The organism is Pseudidiomarina woesei, from assembly GCF_001418345.1.
GTDB classification, from domain to species: domain Bacteria; phylum Pseudomonadota; class Gammaproteobacteria; order Enterobacterales; family Alteromonadaceae; genus Pseudidiomarina; species Pseudidiomarina woesei.
In genome coordinates, this window is sequence record NZ_LIPW01000003.1 from 235,769 (window position 1) to 261,250 (window position 25,482).

Genomic DNA, 25,482 nt, shown 5'->3' on the forward strand with positions numbered 1-25,482 from the left:
CACGAAAAACGGTTTATTCAGCCATGTAGTTTTTGGGGAGCTCGATGCGGGCAGCGCCTGACGCAACAGCCGCTTCTGCTACCGCCCGCGACACTCGGGTACGCAAACGCGCATCAAGTGGTTTCGGAATAATATAATTAGGGCCAAATTCAAGCTTGTCGACACCTGACGCTTTTAATACAGCTTCTGGTACCGGCTCTTTAGCCAGTTGGCGAATTGCCTCTACTGCAGCTAACTTCATTTCGTCATTAATGGCTTTGGCGCGTACGTCCAGTGCACCGCGGAAAATAAACGGGAAACACAATACGTTATTAACCTGATTGGGATAATCTGATCGGCCGGTGGCCATAATCAAATCGTCGCGAACCGCCAGTGCCAGTTCTGGCTTAATTTCGGGGTCTGGGTTTGAGCAGGCAAACACAATTGGCTTTTCGGCCATAAGTTTAAGTGCATCTGGTGCTAATAAGTTCGGCCCAGATACACCCACAAACACGTCTGCTTCGGTGATAACTTCTTCAAGCGTGCGTTTGTCTGTGTTGTTGGCAAATAGCGCTTTGTATTCATTTAAATCGTCGCGGCGCGTATGAATAACTCCTTTGGAGTCGAGCATATAAATGTGCTCGCGTTGGGCACCACACTTAATCAATAGCTCCATACAGGCAATGGCCGCAGCGCCAGCACCCAAACAGACAATTTGTGCTTTGCGTAGGTCTTTGCCTTGAATTTCTAGTGCGTTCAGCAAGCCAGCGGCTGTCACAATAGCGGTACCGTGCTGGTCATCATGAAAAATCGGCACTTCGCAGCGTTCAATAAGAGCCTGCTCAATTTCAAAACATTCGGGCGCTTTAATATCTTCTAGGTTTACGCCGCCGAAACTGTCAGCAATATTCGCTACCGTGTTGATGAAGTCTTGCGTGGTGCGGTGTGTCACTTCAATGTCGATGGAATCTAGCCCTGCAAAGCGCTTAAACAACAATGCCTTACCTTCCATGACCGGCTTTGACGCCATCGGCCCTAAATTGCCCAAGCCCAAAATAGCCGTGCCATTAGAAATAACCGCCACCATATTGCCTTTGGCGGTGTACTTGTAAACATCTTCCGGGTTTTCAGCAATGGCTCTTACCGGCTCCGCCACACCCGGGCTATAAGCTAACGCGAGATCTTTACTGGTCTCTGCGGGTTTTGTTAGCTCAATACTAATTTTGCCAGGGGTTGGATACGCATGGTAATCCAAGGCTTGTTTGCGGAAGTCGGTCATATTGTGGCGCACCTATTTTTTCAAGTTATTCCGAGTATTGTAGTTTGAATCTTGCGAATAAGACATCTTACCTGATAAGGCACGCCATATTAGCTCAAAATAGGTAGTAAGATTTTAAATTGTTTAAATTGGCACCATCGAAATTTTCAATGAAACCGCAGCATTCCTTGTTTTGTGGACACAAAAAAGGCGCCTTCTGGCGCCTTTCTCGTTAATCTGCTTAAAAGGGTCTGAATTAAGACTCTTTCTTGCCACCCAACACGCTGAAACGCTTGTTGAATTTCTCGATACGACCGCCAGTGTCCATAATACGCTGTTTACCAGTGTAGAACGGGTGACACTCTGCACATACGTCCAAGTGCAATTCGCCGCCTTTAGTAGAGTTAGTCACAAAAGAGTGACCACAAGAGCATGATACTTTCAGCTCTTTATATTCTGGGTGGATACCTTGTTTCATGGGGTTACCTCGTTAGGCTGCATCGCCATCCGATCTATTGCCGGACACCATACAAATTACTGTTAAAAAATGTGCTGCTTTTATAAGCAACACGTCAAATTAGGGCGCGAATTATAAGCCGCAAGCGGCTCAAGATCAAGAGCGATATCGGATATTGGATATTAGATATTAGCGGGCGGGGGGGCTCGAAACGCCCTAACCAATATCTAATATCTAATAGCCAATATCGTTTTTGATTTTTTATTCTTGTTTTGTGCATTTTTATTCACTATAATTCGATCACGTTTTGACCATAAAACAACGAGTGATTTAATCTAGTGGAACTTGATAAAAGCATACCATGCGCGGTTTTTGGCGCTAGCGGCTATAGCGGCGTTGAGTTGGCGTGGCTGCTGCATAATCACCCACTCTTTGTGCTTAAACATGCTTATTCTTCTAGCGCACGTGAAGAAGCAGAGCCCCTTGCTGGTTTGTACCCACAAATAGCGGGTCAGCTTGATATTATTCTGCAACCTTGGCACTCGGATTTGTTGCCGCAGCTTGCGCAGCAAGTTCGGGTGGTTTTTTTAGCGCTACCCCATGAAGCGAGCGCTGAACTTGCCCCTGTATTGATCAAAGCTGGGTTGGTTGTATTTGATCTCTCAGGTGCATTTCGGCTTCGCGACCCACATCAACACCTGCAAGCTTATGCTTTTGAGCAACCCGACATTGGGGTTGCCGATGTTCCTTATGGCTTAGCCGAATGGACTATACTACAGGGCAACGAGCCTTTGGTGGCGGTGCCTGGCTGCTACCCTACTGCAGCGGCATTGGCTTTAAAGCCGTTAATGCACTTGGTGCAAGGCACGCCGCTAATTAATGCGGTAAGTGGTGTGTCTGGCGCGGGCCGCAAAGCGGCTGCGCACACCAGCTTTTGTGAAGTAAGTTTGGCCGCGTATGGTGTTGCGACGCACCGGCATCAGCCAGAAATTTGTCAAAGTGTCGGCTGCCCTGTCATTTTTGTTCCGCATTTGGGGAATTTCAAGCGGGGTATTTTAGCCACTATTTATGCGCCTTTAGAGGCCGGTACTACGCAGCAAGACGTTGACTTAGCCTTGCAACGTGCCTACAGCGCACAGCCGTTAGTTCGGCTATGCCAAAAACCACCTGCTGTTAACGACGTGGTAGGCACGGCGTTTTGTGATATTCACGCAGTGGTACATAACGGGCATGTCATTTTGTGCGTGGCTATCGATAATTTATTGAAAGGCGCTGCCGCCCAAGCGGTACAACTGGCTAACATGTATTTTGATATCCCCGCCAGCACTGGCCTAACGGGGCGTGGTGGTGTGATATGAGTACGCCATTAGTGATTAAACTTGGTGGCCGCGTGCTGCAAAGTCACAGCAACTTAAATGCGCTGCTAACCATTATTGCGCAATTGGCTAAGTTACGCCCGTTGGTGTTGGTGCATGGCGGAGGCGATCAGGTCGAAGCCTTGTTAGAGCAATTGGGCCACACCAGCTTGAAAGTGGATGGCCAGCGCATTACCCCGGCGGTGCAAATGCCGATTGTGGCGGGTGTACTCGCGGGTGATGTGAATTCGCAGCTAGTTGCCGTTGCGCAGCAGCATCAACTAAACGCTGTAGGGTTAACTTTATCAGCCGGGCACTCAGTGCGTTGCGACGTGGACGCCACGCGCGGCGCGGTGGGTATTCCACACCCCAATCAACCGGCGCTGTTACAGTTTTTGCTAGACAAAAACTTCTTGCCTATTTTGAGCTCAATTGGCGCCGACGACGCTGGTAACCGCTTGAACGTCAACGCGGACTTAGCCGCGGCTGCTATTGCTCAGCTCTTACATGCCGATTTAATTCTACTCACCGATGTGCCAGGCATTTTGGACCAAGACGGTGAGCTTATCGAGTCTATATCGGTTGACCAAGCGCCCGCGCTTATTGCCGACGGCACCGTGCGTGACGGCATGTTGGTCAAGCTTAACGCCGCTGTGCAAGCAGCAACCGCCTCGCGACGAAGCATCGCGGTGGCCGGCTGGCAAGATGCCAAAGCGCTCACCCGCTTAGCAAAGGGTGAAGCAGCCGGAACCCGCATCCGCTTTTAATAGCTAACACAATTTAACACCTCAGTTTTATATGAAAGGTTCCAACACATGAATGATTTATTGGCTATGGGCGACTTGTCCCCGCAGCAAACCAACGACCTATTACAGTTAGCGCACACCATTAAGCAGCGCCCCACCGCGTGGTCGAATTATTTGCAAGGCAAAAGCATTGCCCTGCTGTTTGAAAAGCCATCGCTACGCACCCGCGCCAGCTTTGCGGCCGGTATTAATCGCTTGGGCGGGCACAGCATTTATTTAGATGCGCAAAACCTCATGGGTGCGCGCGAGCCAGCTAGTGACGTGGGTGCTAACTTAGCTCTTTGGCACGACGCCATAGTTGCACGGGTTTATTCACAAGCCACTTTGAGTGAGCTTGCAGCCGCTTCGGGCAAGCCCGTAGTGAATGCCTTAAGTGACATTTGCCACCCCTGCCAGGCGTTAGCCGATTTACTGACCTTGCAAGAACAGCTCGGTGATTTGTCGCAGGTACACCTCACTTACATTGGCGATGGCAACAATGTCTGTCATGCGTTAATGGCCGGCGCCGCTCAAGTAGGAATGCAATTACAAATAGTCACACCTGAAGGGTACGCGCCAAATACTGAATTACTGACTGCAGCGCAAGAAGTCGCCAACCAAACCGGTGGCACTATTCATGTAGCGCACAGCTTAAACGAACTGCAACAAACCGATGCTATTTATACCGACACTTGGTTTTCTATGGGGCAAACGCGCGATAGCAACGACGTGATGCATGACTTTGCACCGTTTCAGGTGAATAGCGACTTAATGAAACGCCTTGGCGCCAAGCATTTTATGCATTGTTTACCTGCTTACCGCGGGCGCGAAGTAACCGCAGAGGTGATTGATAGCGCGGGCAGCCTGGTGTTGCAGCAAGCCGAAAACCGTTTACACGCACAAAACGCTATTTTAGTGAAATTAATTGAAGGAGCTGCCGCATGAGCGCCGTTAAAAACACCTCTGTGAAAAAAGTTGTACTGGCTTACTCGGGCGGCTTAGATACCTCGGCAATTGTGCCTTGGTTAAAAGAGAACTACGACTGTGAAGTGGTGGCGTTTGTGGCTGACGTTGGTCAAGGCGACGACGAATTGGCTGGGGTTGAAGAAAAGGCCATCGCCTCGGGCGCAAGTAGTTGTTATGTGGTTGACTTAAAAGATAAGTTCGCCAGCGAAGTGATTTATCCAACCCTTAAAACCGGTGCTATTTATGAAGGCCAATATTTACTCGGCACCGCACTCGCGCGGCCAATAATTGCTGAGGCGCAAGTTGCCGTCGCGCGCCAGGTGGGTGCAGACGCGGTCGCTCATGGCTGTACCGGTAAAGGTAATGATCAAGTGCGCTTCGAGTCGGCGTTTGCTGCGCTAGCCCCTGACTTAAAAGTCATTGCGCCATGGCGGGAATGGACTATGCGCTCGCGCCCGCAACTGTTAACCTATTTGGCTGAACGCAATGTACCGTGCAGTGCGTCGGCCACCAAAATATACAGCCGCGATGCCAACCTGTGGCACATTTCAACTGAAGGTGGCGAACTAGAAGACCCATGGAACGAGCCAACTGAGCAAGTATGGACTTGGACCGTGGCGCCCGAGCATGCCCCTAATACTCCAGAGTATTTAAAATTGACCTTTGCCAACGGTGAGTTGACGCAGATTAACGATAAGGACTATCAGCCGGTCGACGCTATTTTACACCTCAATAAAGTAGCGGGTGCCCATGGAGTGGGCCGTCTCGACATGGTAGAGAACCGTTTGGTGGGCATGAAATCGCGCGGTTGTTATGAAACACCTGCTGGTGCTGTGCTGTACGCTGCGTTGCAAGGTTTAGAAAGCTTGGTGCTTGACCGCACCACGCAAGACTACCGTATTCGCTTAGGCAATGAGTTTGCCCAGCTTATGTATGACGGCCGTTGGTTCACGCCGTTGAAAGAAGTGATGTTAGCTGCTGCGACCAAAATTGCTGAGCCGTTAACTGGCGACATTGTGGTGAAACTGTACAAAGGCCAAGCCACTGTGACGCAGAAGCGTTCGCCCAACAGCTTGTACTCGAATGCATTTGCGACCTTTGATGAAGACGAAGTCTATAATCAAAAACATGCCGAAGGCTTTATTCGTTTATATAGCTTGGCAAGCCGTATTCGAGCACTTCACAAACAAGCAGACGAGGCGGAGTAACACATGAGTTTATGGGGTGGACGGTTCAGCGAGCCAAGCGCCGCTGAATTTAAGCAATTTAATGACTCGTTGCGCTTTGACTACGTGTTGGCGCCATTTGATATTCAGGCGTCACAGGCGTGGGCGGCTGCTCTGCAACACGCTGGACTCATTAATGCCGACGAGAACCAGCAATTACAGCAGGCTTTAAAAGAGCTAGCCAAGCGTGTCGCGCAGCAACCCGAGCTGCCGCTAAAAACTGACGCCGAAGACATTCATAGCTGGGTGGAGGCTCAGCTCATTGAAGCCATTGGCGCAACCGCGAAAAAGCTTCACACAGGGCGTAGCCGGAATGACTTAGTTGCTACCGATTTACGTTTGTTTTGCAAGCAGTTTGCACAGCATTTGATTACTGCCAATTTGGCTGCAATAGAGAATTTAATCGCCTTTGCTAGCCAATACAGTGATGCGATGCTGCCTGGCTACACCCACCTACAACGGGCCCAACCAATAGTGGCTGGGCACTGGGCTATGGCCTATGTGAGCATGCTGCAGCGTGACGTTAGCCGGTTACGCGAAACCGTGCGCCGTATGGATGTCAGTCCACTTGGTAGCGGCGCCTTGGCGGGCACCACAGCAGCTATTGATCGGGAAGCGTTGGCACACGAGCTAGGCTTTCGTAACGCCTGTGAAAATAGCCTTGATGGCGTGTCCGATCGGGATTTTGTGCTGGATCTGCTAAACGCCGCCAGCACCGGCATGATTCACTTGTCGCGCATTGCCGAAGACGTGATTTTTTATTGCTCAGGCGAGTCGGGCTGCTTCAGCATGAGCGACCGCATAAGTAGCGGCTCGTCTTTGATGCCACAAAAGAAAAACCCAGATTTATTTGAGTTGCTGCGCGGTAAAACTGGCCGCGTCATGGGTCATCAACACGCTATGCAAATCACCCTTAAAGGGCTGCCATTGGCTTACAATAAAGACATGCAAGAAGACAAAGAAGGCTTGTTCGATGCCTTGCATACCTACTTGCAGTGTTTACAGATGTTGGCGTTTGCCGTACCTGAACTGCGTGTAAACCGCGAACATGCCGCGCAACAAGCCGCGTTGGGTTACAGTAATGCGACTGAGCTGGCTGATTATTTAGTCAGCAAAGGCGTACCTTTTCGTGACGCCCACCATATGACTGGCGAGTTGGTGGTTGTAGCGCAACAGCAAGGCGTTGCACTTGAGCAACTTAGCCTAAGTGATTACCAGCAAGTGTGTGCACTGGTTGAAGACGATGTGTATGCCACCCTTGATTTGCAATACGGTTTACAGAAGCGCGCAGCTTTAGGCGGCACCTCGCCCGCAGCAGTTAAAGTTGCTATTAAGCATGCACAAGACTGGCTGCACGCCGCTGAAGCGGCAAGCAAGCACGTGCGCCAGGCACGCTTAAGTGATGTCGATAAAATTTGTGAACTAATCGCTTATTGGGCTGATCAAGGTGAAAACCTGCCTCGCGACAAAGCCGATATACTGCAAGCAATTCAAAGCTTCGCGGTAGCTGAAATCAACGATGAGGTCGTCGGCTGTGCCGCGCTTTATGTGTATAGCACCGGTTTAGCCGAAATTCGTAGCTTGGGCTTGTTCCCAATTGCGCAAGGCAAAGGTTTAGGCGCAGAACTCGTGGCATTCTTGCTTTGGAAAGCGCGTGAACTGGGTATTAGTCGCACCATTGTCTTAACCCGTGTGCCGGAGTTTTTCGGCAAGCTTAATTTCCGTATTACCTTGAAAGAAAAGCTGCCCGAAAAAGTCATGAAAGACTGTGACTTGTGCCCTCGCAAAGATAATTGCGACGAGACCGCGTTAGAATACATATTGTAATGACACTAATCGACCACAGCTTTGGTTTGACAAAATACGTCACCACGACCAAAATGTAACTAATATAGTTACACCAAATCGTTAACTATGAACAAGGAGGTTCAGTTGATTGATTCTTTCACATCATCGGTATTGCAGACATTTTACGAGGTTGGTGAATATAGTGATCTGCCATTTCCTCCCACTGCATTACAAAATGTGTTCGATATTTTAGACGACCTGAACGACCCGTACTTTTCTTATCGTGATTTTAGCGGCGTTTGGACGGTTCATCATTATGAGGGTATTGAACAAGCGGTCGTCACCGTAAACGGCGTTGAGCCTTGTGGGGCGATCACGTTTACATACCAAGGGAATCACGTATTCAATGTTGACTGTTTCGTGGAGGGCGTATGACTAAGCAATTCAAACCAACGATAAAGCGACGCATTCGCCATCCCGGTGAGATTTTTAAACAGCAGTTTATTGTTCGCTACAACCTTAAAATTCAAGACGCTGCTAATAAACTACACATCAATCGCGTTCAATTATCTCGTTTTCTCAACGGACATGATGCGGTTACGGTCACACTTGCGAGAAAACTTGAAGTAGCCACAAACGTGAGCGCTGAATACTGGCTAAATCGCCAAGCTCGATTTAATTTGCAAGAAGCACAACGGCAACAACAAGAGGTACAAGCCGAATCACTATTCGGCTAGTCTTCAATGTCTTCCGGAATAGGCAGGCCGCGGCGGGTTAGCTCGTCGCGTACTGCTTGTGGAATACGATTAGGATTGTCTTTGCGTAAATCGTCGTCGGTTGGCAACGGTTGGCCGGTGAACGCATGCAGAAACGCTTCGCACAGCAATTCGCTGTTGGTTGCGTGACGTAAGTTTTTGATTTGGCGGCGAGTGCGCTCATCAGTGAGCACTTTTAGTACGCGAGTAGGAATAGACACCGTGATTTTTTTCACGTGCTCGCTTTTTTTACCGTGTTCCACATACGGATAAATATAATCGCCGTCCCATTCCATACTTCACCTCGTTGTATTCGACTGTTTTCTGTCAAAAACCATGCACAATGTGATGAATTGTACTGTGCAAATTCGCGCAGTCAACTTTATACGCATAGCTGTCTATACGTCTTTTTGTGCTAACCTTGCGTAATCAAGCTTTATTGGTGGAAAAACGCACCGTATAATCGATACTTTATTTTTAGCATTGTGAAACACATTCAACCCTTGCCCCACAGGAGAAAGCACACGCATCATGACGGTTGAGGTTCAAGTTACCCCAGAACAAATTCAGGCTGTTGCCGACACAGTACAAGTTCACAAATTTGGTGGCAGCAGCTTAGCTGATGCGTATTGTTACCGCCGCGTAGCACGTATTGTGACCGAGTATGCTGGCGCGAGCGACTTAGTTGTCGTATCAGCCGCTGGCGATACCACCAACCGTATTTTGGCGATTATTGACGCCAAAGGCGACGACTTAGGTGTGGCTGAAGTACTGCTCAAACAGTTGGAAAAATACCAACAGGGTTTAATTCTTGAATTGCTCAATGGCGATGTACAGCAGCGCGTGCTCGAACAGTCTCAGCATGACTTCAAACGTTGGTACGCTTGGTTAGCTGGCGAGGAGGAAATAACACGGCGCCCTGAGCTATTGTCGTACGGTGAATTATGGAGCGCACGACTGCTTGCTGCATTGCTTGAGCAGCAAGGCGTTACCGCCGACTACATTGATGCACGCACCTTCTTGGTCGCCGACGACGCGCCAGAGCCGCATATTCGTGTTGAAGTGTCACGTGCTGGATTGCTGAACCGCATTGCACCGCACCCGGGCACACGTTTTATTGTCACCGGCTTTATTTGTGCAGACCCACAGGGCAATTCACTTATTTTAGGCCGTAACGGCAGTGATTACTCGGCAACCCTAGTCGGTAGCCTTATTGATGCCAAGCAAGTCACTATATGGAAAGACGTTGCAGGGGTGTATTCGGCCGACCCGCGCAAAGTTGAGCGTGTGGTCAGCTTACCAACCATTGATTGGCAAGAAGCCGAAGAGCTCGCGCGTTTAGGTAGCCCAATTCTTCATCCACGTACCTTTCAGCCAGTAAACCGTGAGCGTATGGTTATTGCCGTGCGTTCAAGCTTGAAAGTAGAAAACCAACAAACGCGCATTGGCCAATACCAAGACGCCACACCACAGGGCAAAGTATTAACCTCGCTAACTGACGTCGTACTATTTCGGGTTGATTTAAGCGATGCCAAATTAGTTCAGCAGTTTGAAGAGCTTGAGCTTGTGCCGTTAATTAGCTGGAACGAAGTTGCCCAGCACCATGCTTACTATGCGTATCACCAAAACCATTTGGATTACTTAGAGCGCTGGTTAGAAGAAGTTGATAAAGCTGATCATGTGGTGCAAATGCAAGGCTATTCAATGATTGCCTTGGTGGGGCATCGCATTCAAGAAACTAATCAGTACAGCACCTTTAAAGCAGAACTGAGTGCGCAAAACCTGCGTCGCTTGGCATTTTCGCCTGACAGCACCTCGGTTATTGCCATTTTAGAGCAGAAACTTGATAACCGTTTACTGAACCGCTTGCACAGCCAGTTGTTTAATTACCGCCGCAGCTTGGGCGTATTGGTGGTTGGGCGCGGTAACATTGGTAGTGCGTGGTTATCACTTTACCGCCGTTTGCGCGAGCGCATTAACGAACAAATGGATGTGCGTATTATCGGTATTTTGAACTCAACCCGCATGTGGCTTGATTATAATGGTTTGGAGCTTGATCACTGGGAAGCCAGTTTTGATAAGTTCGCGCGGCCTTATGAACTCAGCCAGCTGATTCCTGAGCTGCCAAATGCGCCATATGACGAATTGGTCATGCTAGATTTAACCGATGCAGTGCCCGTTGCACAGCTTTACCCAAGCTTTTTCGCCAACGGCTTGCATATTATTAGCGCCAACAAGCGCGCTGGTGCTTCAGGTGAGTCACAATACAACGAAATTCGCACTATTCAACGTGAATACGAGCGTGAGTGGTATTACAACACCACGGTTGGCGCGGGTTTGCCGTTAAATTATGCATTGAATGACTTACGCAACTCTGGCGACACCATTCGCAGTATTTCAGGTATTTTCTCAGGTACCATGAGCTGGCTGTTCGAGAACTTTAATGCCGAGGTTAAATTCAGCGACCTTGTACGCGAAGCCAAAGCCCGTGGCTTAAGTGAGCCAGACCCTCGCGAAGACTTAACTTGCCAAGACATTGTTCGTAAGTTGCTTATTTTGGCCCGTGAAATTGGCTTGAAGTTAGACTGGAAAGATATCGATGTTGAGAGCTTACTGCCTGAGCAACTTGAAGAGATTCCACTCGATGAGTTTATGCGTCGTTTGCCAGAGCTAGACGACAGCATGCACGATCTTTATTTGGATGCGCAAAAAACCGGCAAAGTACCGCGCTTGCTCGCTAGCTTTGCTGTGCAAGACGACGACAGTGTACGTGCACGCGTCGGTATTGAGTACATTCCTGAGGGCGACATGCTGGCAAATTTGATTCCGGGCGAGAATATTTTCGTGATTTACACCGACTGGTATCACGAAATGCCGTTAGTCATCAGCGGCCCTGGAGCCGGTAAAGAAGTGACCGCGGGTGGTGTGCAGTCAGACCTAAACCAGTTGCTTAGTCGCCTAAGCAACCGGCATAGTCGCTAATCGTTAAAAAATAGAGTCGTCGTCAGCAAAGATATCTTTGTTTGACGACTTCTGTTCGGCATATTCAGTCGGCGCGGTACCTGGTAAGAAATACTCGAATCGCGTCGTGTAATCATTCTTACGGCTTAATTTACCGGTAGCTAAGTCAATACGTGCCATAACGAGCCCTGGGGGCACTTGAAACGGCTGTATATCGGCGTCTTCAAGCGCAGTTTCCATATAGTCTATCCACATTGGTAGCGCCGTTTTGGCGCCGCCTTCAGCGCCGCTGATAGGCTGCTCTTGTTGATCAAGGTTTTCGTTCATGGTGGTACTACCGAGCGCCCGTTCCAAGTTGTCAAAACCAACCCAAGCAGTTGTCACCAATCCACTCACGTAACCTGAGAACCAAGTGTCTTTGCTGTCGTTGGTAGTCCCTGTTTTACCAACAATATTTCGCCCTGCTAACTCTACAATTTTGTCTGAGCGTTGAATACGCCAAGCGGTACCATTCCAACCGGTGCGGTGCTGCCAACTACCACCACCCCACACGGCAGACTGCATAGCTTCCGTTATTAAATATGCGTTCTGTTCGGTAATCACCCGCGGCGCTTGAACCACCTCACGATCATTTTCTTCTTCGCACAATACACAAGCCACGGCTGGGCGCGCGGTATAAACCACCTCGTCATCGTCATTCACAATTCGGTCAATGAAATATGGGTTCACCAAGTACCCGCCGTTGGCAAATACCGCATAACCCCGCGCAACTTCAAGCGGGGTTTGTGACGATGAACCCAGCGACAACGATTCATTACGAGGCAGCTCGTCAATTGGAAAGCCAAAGCGCGTTAAATACTCAACGGTAGTATCAATACCTAACGCGCGTATGAGCCGCACTGAAACCACGTTTTTAGATTTTGCCAGTGCTTGGCGCACACGAATCGGCCCCTCATAAACATCGGGTGAGTTACGCGGCCGCCAAGCGATACCGCTACCCGGGCTCCATTGATTAATTGGCGCGTCGTTCACTAAGGTTGCTAAGGTAAACCCGTTTTCTAGTGCTGCCGAGTAAATGAATGGCTTCACGTTTGAGCCAATTTGCCGCTCGGCTTGAATGGCTCGGTTAAATTGGCTCATTGCAAAGCTATATCCACCCACAGCAGCAGCAATACTACCGTCTTGCGGGCGCAACGAAATAATCGCACCACTGGGCTCTGGTATTTGGGCTAAGCGCAAGCCTTGTTCTGTTGCACGCACTCGAATCAATTCACCCGGCGCCAATATGTCTCCGGCAGTTTTCGGTGCCGGACCTTGACGGTCTGCATGCATATACGGGCGTGCCCAAGCTAACCCCTGCCAAGCAATTTCTCGCGGGCTGCCGCTTGCCGTAAGCACCAACGCAGCTTGCTCGGTCACACCTAGCACCACAGCTGGCACCGTTAAGCCAATGGTTTGCTGCTTGTTTAGGTAGTCACGAATGTCATCGTGTTGCCAGGCCTCTTCATTCGGTTGCCACAACACCGCTTCTGCACCACGATACCCATGGCGCTCGTCGTAGCCGTGCAAATTTAGCTGCACCGCACGCTGCGCAGCCCGCTGTTGCTTCGCGTTCACAGTGGTGTATACCTTGTAACCGGCATTATAGGCAGTTTCTTCGCCGTAGCGAGAAACCATATCGGCGCGTACCATTTCCGCCAAATACGGGGCACTCATAGTCACTTCAGCACCGTGTAGCCGTGTTTCAATGGGTTCATTCAGAGCCGCTTGGTATTGCGCTTGTGTGATAACGTTTTCTGCCAGCATTCGCCCTAAAACGACAGCTCGGCGCTCACGTGCACGCTCAGGGTTAGAAATGGGGTTCATGGTGGACGGTGCTTTGGGCAAACCTGCGATCATGGCCATTTGCGCCAAGGTAAGATCTTTCACGTCTTTGCCATAATAAACTTGCGCTGCCGCCCCAATACCATGTGCGCGGTGACCAAAGGTGATTTTGTTCAGGTATAACTCGAGTATTTCGTCTTTGCTAAGCTCGCGCTCCATGTGCAACGAGATAAACGCTTCTTTTATTTTTCGTGTCCAGGTTTGCTCGAAGCTTAGATAAACATTTCGCGCCAGCTGCTGGGTGATGGTGCTACCACCCCCTTGAATTTCACCAGTGGTTAACAGCAATGCGAATGCTCGCGCCACGCCTATAGGGTCAATGCCGAAGTGATCATAAAAGCGCTGGTCTTCGGTGGCTAAGAAAGCGTTGATTAATGGTTGCGGAATCTCCTCTAATTTCAGAGGAATACGACGAATTTCGCCAAACTGTGCAATGAGTTCACCGTCTGATGAGTACACCTGCATAGGTGTTTGCAACCGCACGTCTTTCAATTCAGCTACGGTGGGCAGCTCATCTTGCCAATAGAAGTACAAGCCAACAACTGTGATTGTCCCTAGAACTGTTAGCGCTGCAAAAACTGCCAGCATCCACTTTATAATTTTCAAGAAACCGCCCCTTTTTTTCCTTTCGGCTATACTGTTTTACAGGTTGCGCAAATTACGTTCATATTATAGAAAGATAACAGTAGAAACGTAATGTTTATTTAGATTGTGCAAAGAACTTTGCACAATGCTTACCTTTCTGCTTAATATGAGGTTCGGCATAGAACAATTTTAATAATATAATGCCGGAACACCGGTCCACTTTAGGGGAGCATTATGGGGCTATTTGGTCTGGGAAAAAAGCCAGGTCTAGGAATTGATATCGCTTCGGATGCCGTAAAAGCAATTGAACTTGTACCAAGCGGCGACACCTATGACATTACGCAGGTTGCTGAAGTTGCTTTACCGAAGAATTTAATTACCGACGACGAAATTGCTGATATTGAAAAGCTTGCAAAAATGATTACGCAGGTACGCAAGCGTATGGGCAGCACTCGGGTTGCTGTCGCTGCCGTATCTGGTAACCAAGCCATTTCCAAACAAGTACCGATGAGCCTTGATCTGGATGACGAAGCAATTGCCGAAAAAATAGAAAGCGAAGCCGAAGCATTAATCCCGTTCCCTATTAACGAAGTTCGCTACGATTTTGAAAGCTTAGGTGAGCATCAAACCTTGCCAGGACAACAGCGCGTATTGGTCACCGCAACACGTACTATTAGTGTCGATAGCCGAGTGCAAGCACTCGAGGCTGCCGGTTACAAGGTCGCCATTATGGATGTCGACAACCAAGCTATTGCAAGGGCGTGCAGCCACTTGCTGCCTCATATGCACCCAGAAATTCTTGACAGTAAACTGCCTTATTTAATTTTAGATATTAGTACCAGCGCCATACAAATTATTGTGATTCACCAGGGCGAAGTGGCCTTCCATCGCTTTCAGTCAGGTGGGCTTTCGCAACTCCTCAGCGCACTTGATGAAGACGGCAGCATTGACCATGGAGAAATCATGGCCAAATTGCGTTCTGGTGATATTGACGAGTTTCCATCGTTAATTATTCAAGATTTCTTAAGCAACTTATGGAACCAAGTTAGCCGTGGCGTACAAATGTACCAAAGCAACGCCGCGGATAAAGGCTTTTCTTCAATACTCCTAATTAATACTGGCGCTATGTTGCCAATGATTACTGAAGCTTTGAGTGAGCAAGTTGACTACCCAGTGCATGCACTGAATCCGTTTGAACACTTCATTTTGCCGAGTAAGTTTTCCCATTTACAAAATCACGGGCCGCGCTTTGTTGAAGCAATTGGTCTTGGGTTACGGAGTTTTGCGACATGGCACATGTAAACCTACTGCCTTGGCGCGAAACAGCGCGCCAAAGGGCCAAAACACGATTTGGTATTCATGCCGGTATAGCGGTGGGCATTGCAGCTGTGCTATTTGGTGCCGCTTATATGGTCATCGGCGACTACAAGAGTTATCAACAGCGCCGCAATAACTATTTACAGTCGCAAATTCGTATTCTAGATAGTCAAATTGCGGAAATTAGCTCAATTAACAAGAAAAAGAGCGAAATTTTGAATCGGATCAAGCTAATTCAGGCGCTACATGAAGATCGCAACACCGCAATTACTATTTTTAACGAGCTTACCGAAAGAACGCCGGATGGGGTTTATTTGCACGCTTTAGAAAAACGCGATATGCAGCTCATTATTAGTGGTCGCAGTATTTCCAACAACCGCGTATCTGAGTTTTTGCGTAATTTAAGAGAGTCTGCCGTGTTTGAACAACCAGACCTACGCAGCGTTGTTTCGGCAGATGCCCAATCGCGTGGCCGCAATGCGCGCGCTAGCGGCGATTACGATGCATTTTCACTGGTGGTTAATATTGTACCGCCAGCTAGCGCGGAGGCACCTAATAAATGAGCATGAACAGCCTACGTGAATTAGACATTAACGAATTGCCGTTTTGGCCACGACCGTTTCGTATGGCGGTGTTGGTTATTATTGGTATTGCCGTGTTAGCTGCGGCCTATCATTTTATTTTAGCGGACGAATGGGCGGCATATAAACGCGAAGTCGCCAAAGAGACCACGCTGAAACAAGATTATGAAACCAAATACTCAACGGCTGTTAACTTACCTTTATATCGAGAGCAACTAGAGCAACTTAACAGTGACTTAGAAACCTTGTTAAGCATGCTGCCAAACGATGACGAAACGCCAAAACTACTGGACGATATTAGCTTGATTGGTACCCGCAGTGGCCTGCGCTTTGACCGTATTGAGTGGCTAAACCCGCAACCTCGCGAGTTTTATACCGCCCTGCCCATGCGCATTGAATTACGCGGCGAATACCATCAAGTTGGTGATTTTGTCGGCCAAATGTCGAGCCTTGATCGCATCATTAGTGTGAAGAACTTCAAAATGCAGCTACAAGACGATGGCGGCACGCTAAGCCTATCGGTGAACGCAGAAACCTATCGTCAACAAACCTTGAGGGCGAAACCATGATGCGATTGCTGATTAGTCTTGCCGTAATAGGTGTGTTGGCCGGCTGCGCGCCAACTGGTCATCAAGATCTTGAGCAATTCACGGCACAAGTTCAGCAACGTGCCAAGCCCGGTATTAGCCCGCCGCCGCAGCTGCCAGAACTTGAGCGTATTCAATATACTGGGGCGAATATTCGCAACCCGTTTCAGCCCACACCATTGCGTGCTGGCCCCGAACCTGGGGTTGGGCAAAATTGCCCGCAACCCACGCTTGGCAATCCGCAGGGCAACCTTGAAGGTGTTGCACTCGATCAATTGTCATTGAGTGGAACCATGCGCTCGAACGGCCAGCTGGTTGCACTATTGGTGTCAAACGATGGCAAACTATTCCGTGTGGAGCGAGGCGACTTTATTGGCCTTGATAACGGCCGTGTTACCTCGATTACCAACCAACAAATTTCGATTCGTGAATGGTTAGCAACTGGCGACGGTTGTTGGCAACAACGTGACGTGTCGTTAACCTTGCTGAACTCGCAAAGGAGCTCGAACTAATGAAGCACTTAATCCGTACCTTTTATTTTCTGTTGTTGATGCCGTTGGCGGTATCCGCAAATGAGCTTCTACGGGTTGAGCAGATTGCGCTGAACAAAGATCGCTTTAATTTAGAAGCGCATTTTTCGAAACGCGTCGAGTCGCCTGTCGTGCAGCGTAGCAGCAACCCCAATTTGCACGAGTTTTTACTACTCGGCACCAAAGCCAACATAGCTGACGGTCGTTTGAACCTAAATGACCACCCACTGTTAGACTATGTTGAAGTTGAACAGCAACGCGAAGATTTGATGCTGCGCGTGCACACCAAACAGCCGTTAGAGCACCTAATGAGTCGTTTTGGCGAAGTCATGGTCCTGGTGTTTATTGCCAGCAAAGATGACCAGCCCAAAGCAACCACCGCAGCCAGTAAGCCGCCAGCTAAGAAGCCTACAGCTAAACAAGCGAGCAAACCAAAGCAAGAACTCACAACAACGCCAACAGTTGAACAACAGCAACGTGCTGAAGTTCGTACCGAGACGCAGTCGAAGCCTCTCGTGCACGCCACCCGAAGCGCGGTAACTAATATTAACTTCTTCCGCCTATCAAATGATGTCGGTCAGGTAAGTATTGCGCTCAATAAAGACAACGTTGAGCACGAAGCCCGCATGAAAGGCAATGACCTTGAAGTAATTCTGTATGACACTGAATTACCCGAAGACTTGCTATACGTGCTTGATGTGAGCCAGTTTGCGACACCTGTTGCGTTTGTCGAAACTTTCCGCGATGGCCGCCATAGCCGCATTAAAATTGCCGGTAAAGCCAAGTTCAAACATCAACTTGAGCAAATTGATGGCTACCTGCGCTTAAATTTAATGCCGGCACCTCAAGCCTCGGCACAAGAAGCACAAGCAAAATCAAACCAGAAACCAATTTCTCTGAACTTCCAAGATGTTCCCGTTCGCCAGTTGCTGCAAATTTTGGCCGAAGAGAACAATTTAAACTTGGTGGCAAGTGAGTCAGTCACTGGGAACATTACCTTACGTTTAGAAAATGTTCCTTGGGAGCGAGCTCTGGAAACTATTCTGCGCGTCAAAGGGCTAGATAAGCGCTATGACCAGAATATTCTGATAGTTGCACCGGCTTCTGAGTTGGCTCAACGTGAAGCAGAACAACTGGAAAGCCAGCAGCGCATGCAAGATCTCGCGCCACTTGAAAGCTCTTATATTCAGATTAACTACGCTAAAGCAGAGGAGATTGCTCAGATACTGCGCACCGATAGTTCTGATTTGCTTTCGTCTCGCGGTGCCGTAACAGTAGATGAGCGCACCAACACCTTGTTAGTGCGCGATACTTCAGAGCAAATTGCCACCGTTAAAGCCATGGTTAACGTGCTTGATGTACCGGTTAAACAAGTGATTATTGAAGCACGCATGGTGACTGTACGTGACAATATTAGCGACGAGCTCGGTATTCGCTGGGGCGTTACAGAGCCTTCCGTAGATACCTCGCAGCCGCTACCTTGGGGCACTGGTACCAGCGTCACTGGCGACTTTAACGTGAACTTGCCAATTGCCTCGCCGGCCGCCACCATTGGCTTCCAAGTCGCTAAACTAGCCGACGGTCGGCTATTAGACCTTGAGCTGTCAGCGCTTGAACGAGAAAACAAAGGTGAAATTATTGCCAGCCCGCGCATAACCACCGCAAACCAAAAAGAAGCCTATATTGAGCAGGGTACTGAGATTCCGTACGTTGAAAGTGCATCATCAGGCGCTACCTCAGTACAGTTCAAAAAGGCCGTTTTAGGTTTAACCGTTACGCCACAAATCACTCCAGATAACCGTGTTATTTTGGACTTAGTAATCACCCAAAACACTCGAGGTGAAACCGTCAGTACGCCAACAGGCCCTGCGGTGTCAATTGACACGCAAGAAATCAGCACACAGGTGTTGGTGGAAAACGGCGAGACCATTGTGTTAGGCGGTATCTATCAGCAGCAAATTTTGAATGACATTTCAAAAGTACCGTTGCTTGGCGATATTCCATACGTGGGCGTGTTATTCCGCACCGACAGTCAGGTGAACGAAAAGCGCGAACTGTTAATCTTCGTGACACCACGAATTGTAACGAATACGCCGTAAACCTTGCTTATGTAGCTGTGACTTGCGATAATCGCGCATCTTTTTGGTTGGGTAAAGGAAGGTCTTGAGACACTCCGGATTCCGTGAGTCACAGCTAGTTAAATAAGTGAAGTAACACATCAATATGGCTGAAAAACGTAACATTTTCTTAGTTGGCCCTATGGGCGCTGGTAAAAGCACAATTGGGCGGCAACTTGCTCGCCAACTCCACCTCGAATTTTATGACTCTGATACAGAAATCGAACGCCGTACGGGCGCCGATATCGCTTGGGTATTTGAGCTAGAAGGCGAGGAAGGTTTTCGTTTGCGCGAAGAAAAAGTTATTGAAGAACTTACTGAAAACACCGGTATTGTGTTAGCGACAGGCGGCGGCTCAATTCTCAGCAAAGAGAGTCGCAATCGTCTATCTGCGCGTGGCGTTGTAGTTTATTTGCAAACCACCATCGACAAGCAACTTGCTCGCACCCAGCGTGACAAACGTCGCCCATTGATTGCCGAAGCGGACAACCCGCGTGAAGTGCTTGAAAACTTAGCTGAAGCGCGTAATGCTTTGTACGAGGAAATTGCCGACATTGTGGTACGCACTGACGAGCAAAGCACAAAAGTGGTCATTGACCAGATTATTGAAAAGGTTGGCTTATAACAGCCCATTAATTGCCACGCGGAGGCGCTCATGCAGAAAACCACACAGCAGATTATCGTGGGCCTGGGTGAGCGCAGCTATGCAATTGATATTGGCGCCGGGTTACTTACGCGCACCCCCCTATTCAACGCATTACCTCAACAAATTTTGCTGCTGACAAACACTGTCGTCGGCCCGCTATACGCGGAGCAAGTGCTTGATCAGCTAAGTCAGCACAAGGTCATTGTACACACCATAGATGATGGCGAGCAGGCCAAAAGTCTCGTCAATTACGGTGCTATCATGGACACCCTCATTCAGCACAATTTTAATCGAGATTGTGCGATCATTGCGTTAGGTGGCGGCGTGGTCGGCGATTTAGCCGGTTTTGTAGCCGCAACTTATCAGCGTGGCGTGCGCTTCTATCAAATTCCGACCACTTTATTGGCTCAAGTGGACTCGTCAGTCGGCGGTAAAACCGCCATCAATCATCCTGGTGGTAAAAATATGGTAGGAGCATTCTACCAACCGCAGGCAGTTCTCATTGACACTGAATGTTTGCAAACCCTGAGTGACCGAGACTACGCCTGTGGCTTAGCCGAAGTTGTCAAATACGGGATTATTGCTGATGCCGACTTTTTCACTTGGCTTGAAGCCCATGTACAAGAATTAAATGCGCGCGAAAGCGCAGCGCTAACCTACGCTATTCAACGCAGCTGCCAAATAAAGGCTGAAGTTGTTGCGGCTGATGAACATGAACAGTCGGTACGCGCCTTGTTGAACCTAGGCCATACCTTTGGTCATGCCATTGAAGCTGCACACTATGATACCTGGAAACACGGCGAAGCCGTTGCTGCCGGCACCATCATTGCGGCGCAACTTATGTTTCAGCTTGGTGAACTGACCGCGGTAGAAGTTACGCGCATTGAAAATTTACTGCAGTCATTGCACTTGCCCGTACGTGCGCCCCTGATGCAGCTTGAGCAGTGGCAAGCATTTATGCAACGTGATAAAAAAGTACAAGACGGTACCATTCGTTTAGTGTTACCCACAGCAATTGGCTCCGCCACTATACGGCCAATGGCTGACTGGCAAATGATTGGTGAAGCAATAAAAGCGATGAGCACTAGTGATGATTAAGCAGCGTGCCTTCCTCAAGTGGGCCGGCGGTAAATATAACCTTATTGAACCTATTACTGCGGTGCTTCCGGCAGGCAATAAGCTTATTGAACCATTTGTTGGCGCTGGGTCAGTGTTTTTAAATACTGATTATCCAAAATATTTGCTGAACGACGTTAACCCCGATCTCATCGGCTTGTTTAAAACCGTTAAACGCCGTCCAAAACGTTTCATTGAAGACGCTCGCAAACTATTTAGTCAAGCAAATAACTCCGCCGAAGCATATTATGCGCTGCGCCAGCAGTTTAACCAAAGCACCGACCCTTATGAGCGTTCACTGTTATTTTTGTACCTGAACCGTCATGGCTACAATGGCCTGTGTCGCTACAATTTATCTGGGCAGTTTAACGTGCCTTTTGGGCAGTATTTACGCCCTTATTTTCCACAAGCCGAAATTGAATTTTTTGCAGAAAAAGCCAAACGCGCTACCTTTACCTGCATGAGTTTTGAACATGTATTTCGCCGCGCTCGTCAGGGAGATGTGGTTTATTGTGACCCTCCCTATGCGCCGCTTAGTTTAACTGCAAACTTTACCAGTTACGCCTGTGGTGGGTTTGGTATGGATGACCAAACTGAACTTGCACGCCGTGCTGAAAAAACCGCCCGAAAACGCGGAATTCCAGTAGTTATTAGCAACCACGACACTGAATTCACCCGTTTGCTTTATAAAAAAGCGCAGCTTGAAACCTTGCAGGTATCACGCTTTATAAGCCCCAAGGGCGAAAGCCGAGGTAAGGTCGCTGAGTTGTTGGCGGTTTATCAGCATCGTTTAGGTAATGTAGTCACTTTGAACCCGCAGTTACGGAAGCGCGCTCGATGAACTGGTATTTAAAAAGCTTCTCTGACCTAAACACCACTGAGCTGTATACCATTTTGCAACGCCGCGAAGAAGTATTTGTGGTGGAGCAAACATGCCCCTATTTAGACGCCGATGGCGCCGATGATAAGGCTTTGCATTTGTGGGCAGACAGCGACAAAGAAAGTGTGGTTGCATACGCCCGCATCTTTTTGGGCGAGAGCAGTAACGGGTATAGCCGTATTGGTCGCGTGTTGACGTCGCAGTCCGTACGCCGCCATGGTTATGGCCGTGAGCTGATGCTGCGCGCCATTGAGGTGTGTGAACGCTATACCCCGCAGTTGCCGATTCGATTAGGCGCACAAGTGTATTTGCGGGCGTTTTATGAAAGCTTTGGGTTTGTCGCCATCAGCGACGAGTACCTTGAAGATGATATTCCCCATATTGATATGGAACGCCGTTAATGAGCGACACTGGCTTTGTACTCGAGCAAAGCGACGACGGCCTGCAATTACGCTGGCTAGCGCAGCCAAAAATGTTGCCGCTTCGCATCGATTTTTTAGCCGGTAAAAATGCTTTCCGAGCCGCGCACGCACGCATTAAAGACGAAGCTATTGCTCGTGCCTGTGCACTGCACAAATTGAAAACTCCCAGTATATTAGATGCCACGGCTGGCCTTGGCCGTGATGCTCTCGTGCTTGCTCAGTTAGGTGCCCATGTCGGGCTGAACGAACGCCACCCCATAGTGCGCCAACTGTTACAAGACGCTCTGCAGCGCTTGCATGCGGCCATGCCAGATTGGCAACAGCGACTATACTTTGTGGATACTTCCGAACTAGCGGCGCTTGCAGATGACAGTTTTGATGTGGTGTATTTAGACCCGATGTACCCTAAAGGTGATCGCAAAGCCAAAGCCGCCGTAAAGAAAGACATGCAAATGTTTCAGCAACTTGTTGGCAGCGACGAAGACGCCGACGCCTTGCTAGAGCCTGCATTACGTATTGCGCGTCAGCGCGTTGTGGTCAAACGCCCGCAACATGCTGACTTTTTAGCCGGTGTAAAACCTCACGCGCAAGTGATCAGTAAAAAACACCGCTTTGACCTTTATTTTCCGGAGCAACAAAATGATTAGAACGAATGACCGTATTCCTGCTGGCACATTAACGGCACTTGGTGAAGTGGGCATGCAGCAATTTGATCCAGCGGAACTTTTTGCCAAAGGCACGCATATTTTGTTTGCCGTACCTGGCGCCTTCACGCCTACTTGTTCAGAGAAACACTTACCTAGCTTTGTTGAACACGCTGCCAAGCTACGCGCCAAAGGCGTACAAACCATTGCCTGCGTTGCGGTTAACGATGCGTTTGTCATGAAAGCATGGGGTAAAGCCTTGAACGTTGGTGATGCCGTGATGTTATTGGCTGACGGCGATGCGTCATACCACCGCGAGCTTGGCCTGATTAAAGAAACAGGCAGCTTTGGCGGTACCCGCGCCGAGCGTTACGCCATGGTGATTACTGATGGTGTGATTAAGCACTTATTTGTTGAAGACGAAAAAACATACGGCGTCAGCAGCGCTGAGCACGTACTTGAAGCACTGTAAATGTCGCAACACGCTGTGCATGATGTGATTGTCATTGGGGCCGGCGCTGCCGGCCTTCATTGCGCTGCCACCGCCGCCAAACGAGGCCGACGCGTGGTGGTGCTTGATCATGCCAAACAAGCAGGTAAAAAAATTCTTATCTCTGGTGGCGGTCGTTGTAATTTTACCAACATGTATGCCAGCCCCGAGAACTATTTGTCGGAAAACCCTCACTTTTGTAAGTCAGCCTTAAGTCGTTACACCCAATGGGACTTTATTGGGTTAGTTAACGACTACGGTATTGCGTACCACGAGAAAACTTTAGGCCAGTTATTTTGCGACAATAGTGCCAAAGAAATCGTCAATATGCTTATGAAAGAATGCAGCAAATACGGCGCTCACGTACAGTTGCGCACCGAGGTGCGCAGTGTTGAGCATGGCCCCGATGGCTACGTGGTAAACACATCACACGGGTTGCTGCAGGCCGAAAAAGTGGTGGTAGCTTGTGGCGGATTGTCTATGCCAAAACTTGGTGCGACACCTTTGGGCTACCAGCTCGCTGAGCAGTTTGGCCACCGCATTGTGCCCGTGCGTGCCGGCTTAGTGCCGTTTACCCTGCACGATGCCGACAAACAGCGGTACGCTGAGCTTTCGGGCTTATCGGTAGATGTTGTAGCCAGCAACCAGCGCGCCAGCTTTAAAGAAGCCATGCTGTTTACCCACCGCGGTGTTTCTGGGCCGGCTATGCTGCAAATATCGTCGTTTTGGTACCCTGGTGAAACCGTTGAAGTCAATTTGTTGCCGCAAGAGAACGTGTTTGAAAACTTAGCCGCGTTACGCCAAAGCCGCCCCCGTATGAGCCTGCGTAGCGCTATTCAGGATTGGTTTCCAAAACGCTTAGCCATAGCCTTATGCGAGCAATACAACTGGCCCGACAAAAATCTAGCCGACTGCAGTAACGCCCAATTGCAGCACGTTGCAGACACTCTGCACCAATGGCCGCTAAAGCCAAATGGCACCGAAGGGTACCGCACCGCCGAAGTGACTCTAGGCGGCGTTGACACCAACCAAGTCAGCTCGAAAACTATGGAAAGTCGCCTACAGCCCGGCTTGTATTTCATTGGTGAAGTACTTGATGTAACCGGCTGGTTGGGTGGCTACAATTTCCAATGGGCCTGGAGTAGTGGTTGGGTTTGTGGTGAAAGCGTTTAGTACGCTGCGGACCACTGCTGAAAGCCTAATTGGCGAGTCAATTTAGGACAAGTTTCCGGAAGCCGTTGGCTCGGTGACTGATGTAGTGATGCCCGGTATGAACGGCCCGCAATTAGCTGTCGAAGCCCACAAACTTTACCCCAGCGTGAAACTGCTGAGTAAACCATACCGCCGCCAAGACCTCGCGAATAAAATTCGCGAAGCCTTAGACGACTAATTGGGTAGCTTAGTTTGAAGGCGCTTGTTCTAGCGCCTCAACCACCACTTTTTCTAAGTCTGCGTACTCTACATAACCAGGAATAATGCGGCCACCGATTATCATTGCCGGCGTTCCGTTAAGACCAAAATCACGGAACACTTGATAGTTACGCTTTAGAATTGTCGGCGTTGCATTCACACTCTGCAACTGCGAGCGAGTGCCCGTGCGACGCGCTATTTGTTCGAGTGACCTTTGCGTATGCAACCCGCTTTTGGCGTACAGCAGCTCGTGAACTTCAGCAAATTGCTTCGGTTGGTTTTGCCACACATTGAGCGCATAACCGGCTGGGTTTAACTTGCCGCCTTCCACTTCGCCTTGACGCAATGGCGTCATGATATTAATCACCTTAAGCTGCTCGTATTCGCTAACGAGCTTTTGCAAATGCGGCTCTAAACGCTTGCAGTACGGACAGTCATAGTCAGTGAACACCACAATTTCAAGTGCTGACTCTTTTGCTCCAAACCAAGGGTGAGTATCGTCATTTTCAAGCAACCAAGCGCCATGCTCAGCACTGCGCTTTTGCGCAGCCGCTTTATTTTCTATATAGCTTTTCAAGCTATCTAACACACTCGGAATAACTTCAGGGTTTTGCCGCAACAGCTGCTCAATTTCTTGCAATTGCGCGCTTTGGTCGGTGTTTTGCTGTTGTGCTTGAACAGACAAAGCCAAACTCAAACTTAATGTGATACTCAAAAATACTGACACTAAAAACTTCATAACA

Annotated in this window: 26 protein-coding genes; 21 read left to right on the top strand and 5 right to left on the bottom strand. The window is 49.1% G+C overall.

The genetic code is table 11. The features are described 5' to 3' along the window. Nucleotides 1–13: 13 nt before the first annotated feature. On the bottom strand, nucleotides 14–1,258 hold the full coding sequence (locus tag ASC40_RS06890) for a malic enzyme-like NAD(P)-binding protein (protein WP_055439054.1): 1,245 nt from the start codon (nucleotides 1,256–1,258) through the stop codon (nucleotides 14–16). Between the two features lie 235 nt (nucleotides 1,259–1,493). Continuing rightward, a complete protein-coding gene (gene rpmE, locus ASC40_RS06895; protein WP_055439055.1) occupies nucleotides 1,494–1,715 on the bottom strand; it encodes a 50S ribosomal protein L31 in 222 nt (73 codons plus the stop codon). Nucleotides 1,716–2,032: 317 nt separating this feature from the next. On the opposite strand from rpmE, the gene argC reads away from it, so the two are divergent. From argC to ASC40_RS06930, 7 genes are all read left to right on the top strand, one after another. Next, nucleotides 2,033–3,052: an N-acetyl-gamma-glutamyl-phosphate reductase gene (argC, locus tag ASC40_RS06900; protein ID WP_141656120.1), complete on the top strand. Its 1,020-nt coding sequence runs from the start codon at nucleotides 2,033–2,035 to the stop codon at nucleotides 3,050–3,052. After that, complete coding sequence (gene argB, locus ASC40_RS06905; protein WP_055439056.1) at nucleotides 3,049–3,816, top strand: acetylglutamate kinase; 768 nt, start codon at nucleotides 3,049–3,051, stop codon at nucleotides 3,814–3,816. Before argC ends, argB begins: the two co-directional genes overlap by 4 nt. A gap of 48 nt (nucleotides 3,817–3,864) precedes the next feature. Further along, on the top strand, nucleotides 3,865–4,779 hold the full coding sequence (gene argF, locus ASC40_RS06910; RefSeq protein ID WP_055439057.1) for an ornithine carbamoyltransferase: 915 nt from the start codon (nucleotides 3,865–3,867) through the stop codon (nucleotides 4,777–4,779). Next, on the top strand, nucleotides 4,776–6,008 hold the full coding sequence (locus ASC40_RS06915) for an argininosuccinate synthase (RefSeq protein ID WP_055439058.1): 1,233 nt from the start codon (nucleotides 4,776–4,778) through the stop codon (nucleotides 6,006–6,008). Before argF ends, ASC40_RS06915 begins: the two co-directional genes overlap by 4 nt. A 3-nt stretch (nucleotides 6,009–6,011) precedes the next feature. Further along, nucleotides 6,012–7,853 carry an argininosuccinate lyase gene (gene argH / locus ASC40_RS06920; protein ID WP_055439059.1) on the top strand — a complete coding sequence of 614 codons (1,842 nt, stop codon included), beginning with the start codon at nucleotides 6,012–6,014 and terminating at the stop codon, nucleotides 7,851–7,853. A 105-nt stretch (nucleotides 7,854–7,958) separates the two neighbouring features. After that, nucleotides 7,959–8,249 (top strand): hypothetical protein, encoded by a 291-nt coding sequence (locus ASC40_RS06925; RefSeq protein ID WP_055439060.1) that lies wholly within the window; start codon nucleotides 7,959–7,961, stop codon nucleotides 8,247–8,249. Continuing rightward, nucleotides 8,246–8,551: a HigA family addiction module antitoxin gene (locus tag ASC40_RS06930; RefSeq protein WP_055439061.1), complete on the top strand. Its 306-nt coding sequence runs from the start codon at nucleotides 8,246–8,248 to the stop codon at nucleotides 8,549–8,551. Before ASC40_RS06925 ends, ASC40_RS06930 begins: the two co-directional genes overlap by 4 nt. Here ASC40_RS06930 and metJ read toward each other — a convergent pair. Continuing rightward, nucleotides 8,548–8,865, bottom strand: coding sequence for a met regulon transcriptional regulator MetJ (metJ, locus tag ASC40_RS06935; RefSeq protein WP_055439062.1), 318 nt, complete (start codon nucleotides 8,863–8,865; stop codon nucleotides 8,548–8,550). The two genes, ASC40_RS06930 and metJ, sit on opposite strands and share 4 nt — an antisense overlap. 235 nt (nucleotides 8,866–9,100) lie before the next feature. Here metJ and metL point away from each other — a divergent pair, with 235 nt between their 5' ends. Beyond that, complete coding sequence (gene metL / locus ASC40_RS06940; RefSeq protein WP_055439063.1) at nucleotides 9,101–11,551, top strand: bifunctional aspartate kinase/homoserine dehydrogenase II; 2,451 nt, start codon at nucleotides 9,101–9,103, stop codon at nucleotides 11,549–11,551. A 3-nt stretch (nucleotides 11,552–11,554) separates the two neighbouring features. On the opposite strand, the gene ASC40_RS06945 is transcribed toward metL, so the two are convergent. After that, on the bottom strand, nucleotides 11,555–14,020 hold the full coding sequence (locus ASC40_RS06945) for a penicillin-binding protein 1A (protein ID WP_245622232.1): 2,466 nt from the start codon (nucleotides 14,018–14,020) through the stop codon (nucleotides 11,555–11,557). A gap of 213 nt (nucleotides 14,021–14,233) precedes the next feature. On the opposite strand from ASC40_RS06945, the gene pilM reads away from it, so the two are divergent. From pilM to ASC40_RS11860, 13 genes are all read left to right on the top strand, one after another. Further along, the gene (pilM, locus tag ASC40_RS06950; RefSeq protein ID WP_055439065.1) at nucleotides 14,234–15,301 is read left to right on the top strand and encodes a type IV pilus assembly protein PilM; all 1,068 of its coding nucleotides are present in this window, start codon (nucleotides 14,234–14,236) and stop codon (nucleotides 15,299–15,301) included. Next, nucleotides 15,289–15,879: a PilN domain-containing protein gene (locus tag ASC40_RS06955; protein ID WP_055439066.1), complete on the top strand. Its 591-nt coding sequence runs from the start codon at nucleotides 15,289–15,291 to the stop codon at nucleotides 15,877–15,879. The genes pilM and ASC40_RS06955 overlap by 13 nt, the downstream gene beginning before the upstream one ends. After that, nucleotides 15,876–16,466, top strand: a complete 591-nt coding sequence (locus tag ASC40_RS06960; RefSeq protein WP_055439067.1) for a type IV pilus inner membrane component PilO — start codon at nucleotides 15,876–15,878, stop codon at nucleotides 16,464–16,466. Before ASC40_RS06955 ends, ASC40_RS06960 begins: the two co-directional genes overlap by 4 nt. After that, nucleotides 16,463–16,996: a pilus assembly protein PilP gene (locus ASC40_RS06965; RefSeq protein ID WP_055439068.1), complete on the top strand. Its 534-nt coding sequence runs from the start codon at nucleotides 16,463–16,465 to the stop codon at nucleotides 16,994–16,996. The genes ASC40_RS06960 and ASC40_RS06965 overlap by 4 nt, the downstream gene beginning before the upstream one ends. Beyond that, complete coding sequence (locus tag ASC40_RS06970; protein ID WP_055439069.1) at nucleotides 16,996–19,113, top strand: type IV pilus secretin PilQ; 2,118 nt, start codon at nucleotides 16,996–16,998, stop codon at nucleotides 19,111–19,113. Before ASC40_RS06965 ends, ASC40_RS06970 begins: the two co-directional genes overlap by 1 nt. Nucleotides 19,114–19,237: 124 nt before the next feature. Continuing rightward, nucleotides 19,238–19,756, top strand: a complete 519-nt coding sequence (gene aroK / locus ASC40_RS06975; RefSeq protein ID WP_055439070.1) for a shikimate kinase AroK — start codon at nucleotides 19,238–19,240, stop codon at nucleotides 19,754–19,756. Between the two features lie 30 nt (nucleotides 19,757–19,786). Further along, complete coding sequence (gene aroB, locus ASC40_RS06980) at nucleotides 19,787–20,875, top strand: 3-dehydroquinate synthase (RefSeq protein ID WP_055439071.1); 1,089 nt, start codon at nucleotides 19,787–19,789, stop codon at nucleotides 20,873–20,875. Continuing rightward, nucleotides 20,868–21,734 carry a Dam family site-specific DNA-(adenine-N6)-methyltransferase gene (locus ASC40_RS06985; RefSeq protein ID WP_055439072.1) on the top strand — a complete coding sequence of 289 codons (867 nt, stop codon included), beginning with the start codon at nucleotides 20,868–20,870 and terminating at the stop codon, nucleotides 21,732–21,734. Before aroB ends, ASC40_RS06985 begins: the two co-directional genes overlap by 8 nt. Continuing rightward, nucleotides 21,731–22,174: a GNAT family N-acetyltransferase gene (locus tag ASC40_RS06990; protein ID WP_055439073.1), complete on the top strand. Its 444-nt coding sequence runs from the start codon at nucleotides 21,731–21,733 to the stop codon at nucleotides 22,172–22,174. Before ASC40_RS06985 ends, ASC40_RS06990 begins: the two co-directional genes overlap by 4 nt. Beyond that, entirely contained in the window at nucleotides 22,174–22,842 is a 669-nt protein-coding gene (locus ASC40_RS06995; protein WP_055439074.1) for a class I SAM-dependent methyltransferase, read from the top strand. Before ASC40_RS06990 ends, ASC40_RS06995 begins: the two co-directional genes overlap by 1 nt. Next, entirely contained in the window at nucleotides 22,835–23,311 is a 477-nt protein-coding gene (locus ASC40_RS07000; protein WP_055439075.1) for a peroxiredoxin, read from the top strand. The genes ASC40_RS06995 and ASC40_RS07000 overlap by 8 nt, the downstream gene beginning before the upstream one ends. Beyond that, nucleotides 23,312–24,502, top strand: a complete 1,191-nt coding sequence (locus ASC40_RS07005) for a BaiN/RdsA family NAD(P)/FAD-dependent oxidoreductase (protein WP_055439076.1) — start codon at nucleotides 23,312–23,314, stop codon at nucleotides 24,500–24,502. A gap of 73 nt (nucleotides 24,503–24,575) precedes the next feature. Continuing rightward, nucleotides 24,576–24,719, top strand: coding sequence for a hypothetical protein (locus tag ASC40_RS11860; RefSeq protein WP_157558844.1), 144 nt, complete (start codon nucleotides 24,576–24,578; stop codon nucleotides 24,717–24,719). A gap of 9 nt (nucleotides 24,720–24,728) precedes the next feature. Here the strand turns inward: ASC40_RS11860 and ASC40_RS07010 are convergent, their stop codons facing one another. Next, a complete protein-coding gene (locus ASC40_RS07010) occupies nucleotides 24,729–25,478 on the bottom strand; it encodes a DsbA family protein (RefSeq protein WP_055439077.1) in 750 nt (249 codons plus the stop codon). Between the last annotated feature and the right edge of the window lie 4 nt (nucleotides 25,479–25,482).

Excerpts from the sequence above, each read along its gene's own strand:
- ASC40_RS06915 (WP_055439058.1), top strand. The coding sequence starts at position 4,776 with ATGAGCGCCGTTAAAAACACCTCTGTGAAAAAAGTTGTACTGGCTTAC.
- ASC40_RS06960 (WP_055439067.1), top strand. The coding sequence starts at position 15,876 with ATGAGCATGAACAGCCTACGTGAATTAGACATTAACGAATTGCCGTTT.
- ASC40_RS06930 (WP_055439061.1), top strand. The coding sequence starts at position 8,246 with ATGACTAAGCAATTCAAACCAACGATAAAGCGACGCATTCGCCATCCC.
- ASC40_RS06955 (WP_055439066.1), top strand. The coding sequence starts at position 15,289 with ATGGCACATGTAAACCTACTGCCTTGGCGCGAAACAGCGCGCCAAAGG.
- ASC40_RS07005 (WP_055439076.1), top strand. The coding sequence starts at position 23,312 with ATGTCGCAACACGCTGTGCATGATGTGATTGTCATTGGGGCCGGCGCT.
- metJ (WP_055439062.1), bottom strand. The coding sequence starts at position 8,865 with ATGGAATGGGACGGCGATTATATTTATCCGTATGTGGAACACGGTAAA.
- aroB (WP_055439071.1), top strand. The coding sequence starts at position 19,787 with ATGCAGAAAACCACACAGCAGATTATCGTGGGCCTGGGTGAGCGCAGC.
- ASC40_RS06890 (WP_055439054.1), bottom strand. The coding sequence starts at position 1,258 with ATGACCGACTTCCGCAAACAAGCCTTGGATTACCATGCGTATCCAACC.
- ASC40_RS06995 (WP_055439074.1), top strand. The coding sequence starts at position 22,174 with ATGAGCGACACTGGCTTTGTACTCGAGCAAAGCGACGACGGCCTGCAA.
- ASC40_RS07000 (WP_055439075.1), top strand. The coding sequence starts at position 22,835 with ATGATTAGAACGAATGACCGTATTCCTGCTGGCACATTAACGGCACTT.
- argB (WP_055439056.1), top strand. The coding sequence starts at position 3,049 with ATGAGTACGCCATTAGTGATTAAACTTGGTGGCCGCGTGCTGCAAAGT.
- argH (WP_055439059.1), top strand. The coding sequence starts at position 6,012 with ATGAGTTTATGGGGTGGACGGTTCAGCGAGCCAAGCGCCGCTGAATTT.
- rpmE (WP_055439055.1), bottom strand. The coding sequence starts at position 1,715 with ATGAAACAAGGTATCCACCCAGAATATAAAGAGCTGAAAGTATCATGC.
- ASC40_RS06990 (WP_055439073.1), top strand. The coding sequence starts at position 21,731 with ATGAACTGGTATTTAAAAAGCTTCTCTGACCTAAACACCACTGAGCTG.
- argF (WP_055439057.1), top strand. The coding sequence starts at position 3,865 with ATGAATGATTTATTGGCTATGGGCGACTTGTCCCCGCAGCAAACCAAC.
- ASC40_RS07010 (WP_055439077.1), bottom strand. The coding sequence starts at position 25,478 with ATGAAGTTTTTAGTGTCAGTATTTTTGAGTATCACATTAAGTTTGAGT.
- ASC40_RS06985 (WP_055439072.1), top strand. The coding sequence starts at position 20,868 with ATGATTAAGCAGCGTGCCTTCCTCAAGTGGGCCGGCGGTAAATATAAC.
- pilM (WP_055439065.1), top strand. The coding sequence starts at position 14,234 with ATGGGGCTATTTGGTCTGGGAAAAAAGCCAGGTCTAGGAATTGATATC.
- ASC40_RS06965 (WP_055439068.1), top strand. The coding sequence starts at position 16,463 with ATGATGCGATTGCTGATTAGTCTTGCCGTAATAGGTGTGTTGGCCGGC.
- metL (WP_055439063.1), top strand. The coding sequence starts at position 9,101 with ATGACGGTTGAGGTTCAAGTTACCCCAGAACAAATTCAGGCTGTTGCC.
- aroK (WP_055439070.1), top strand. The coding sequence starts at position 19,238 with ATGGCTGAAAAACGTAACATTTTCTTAGTTGGCCCTATGGGCGCTGGT.
- ASC40_RS06970 (WP_055439069.1), top strand. The coding sequence starts at position 16,996 with ATGAAGCACTTAATCCGTACCTTTTATTTTCTGTTGTTGATGCCGTTG.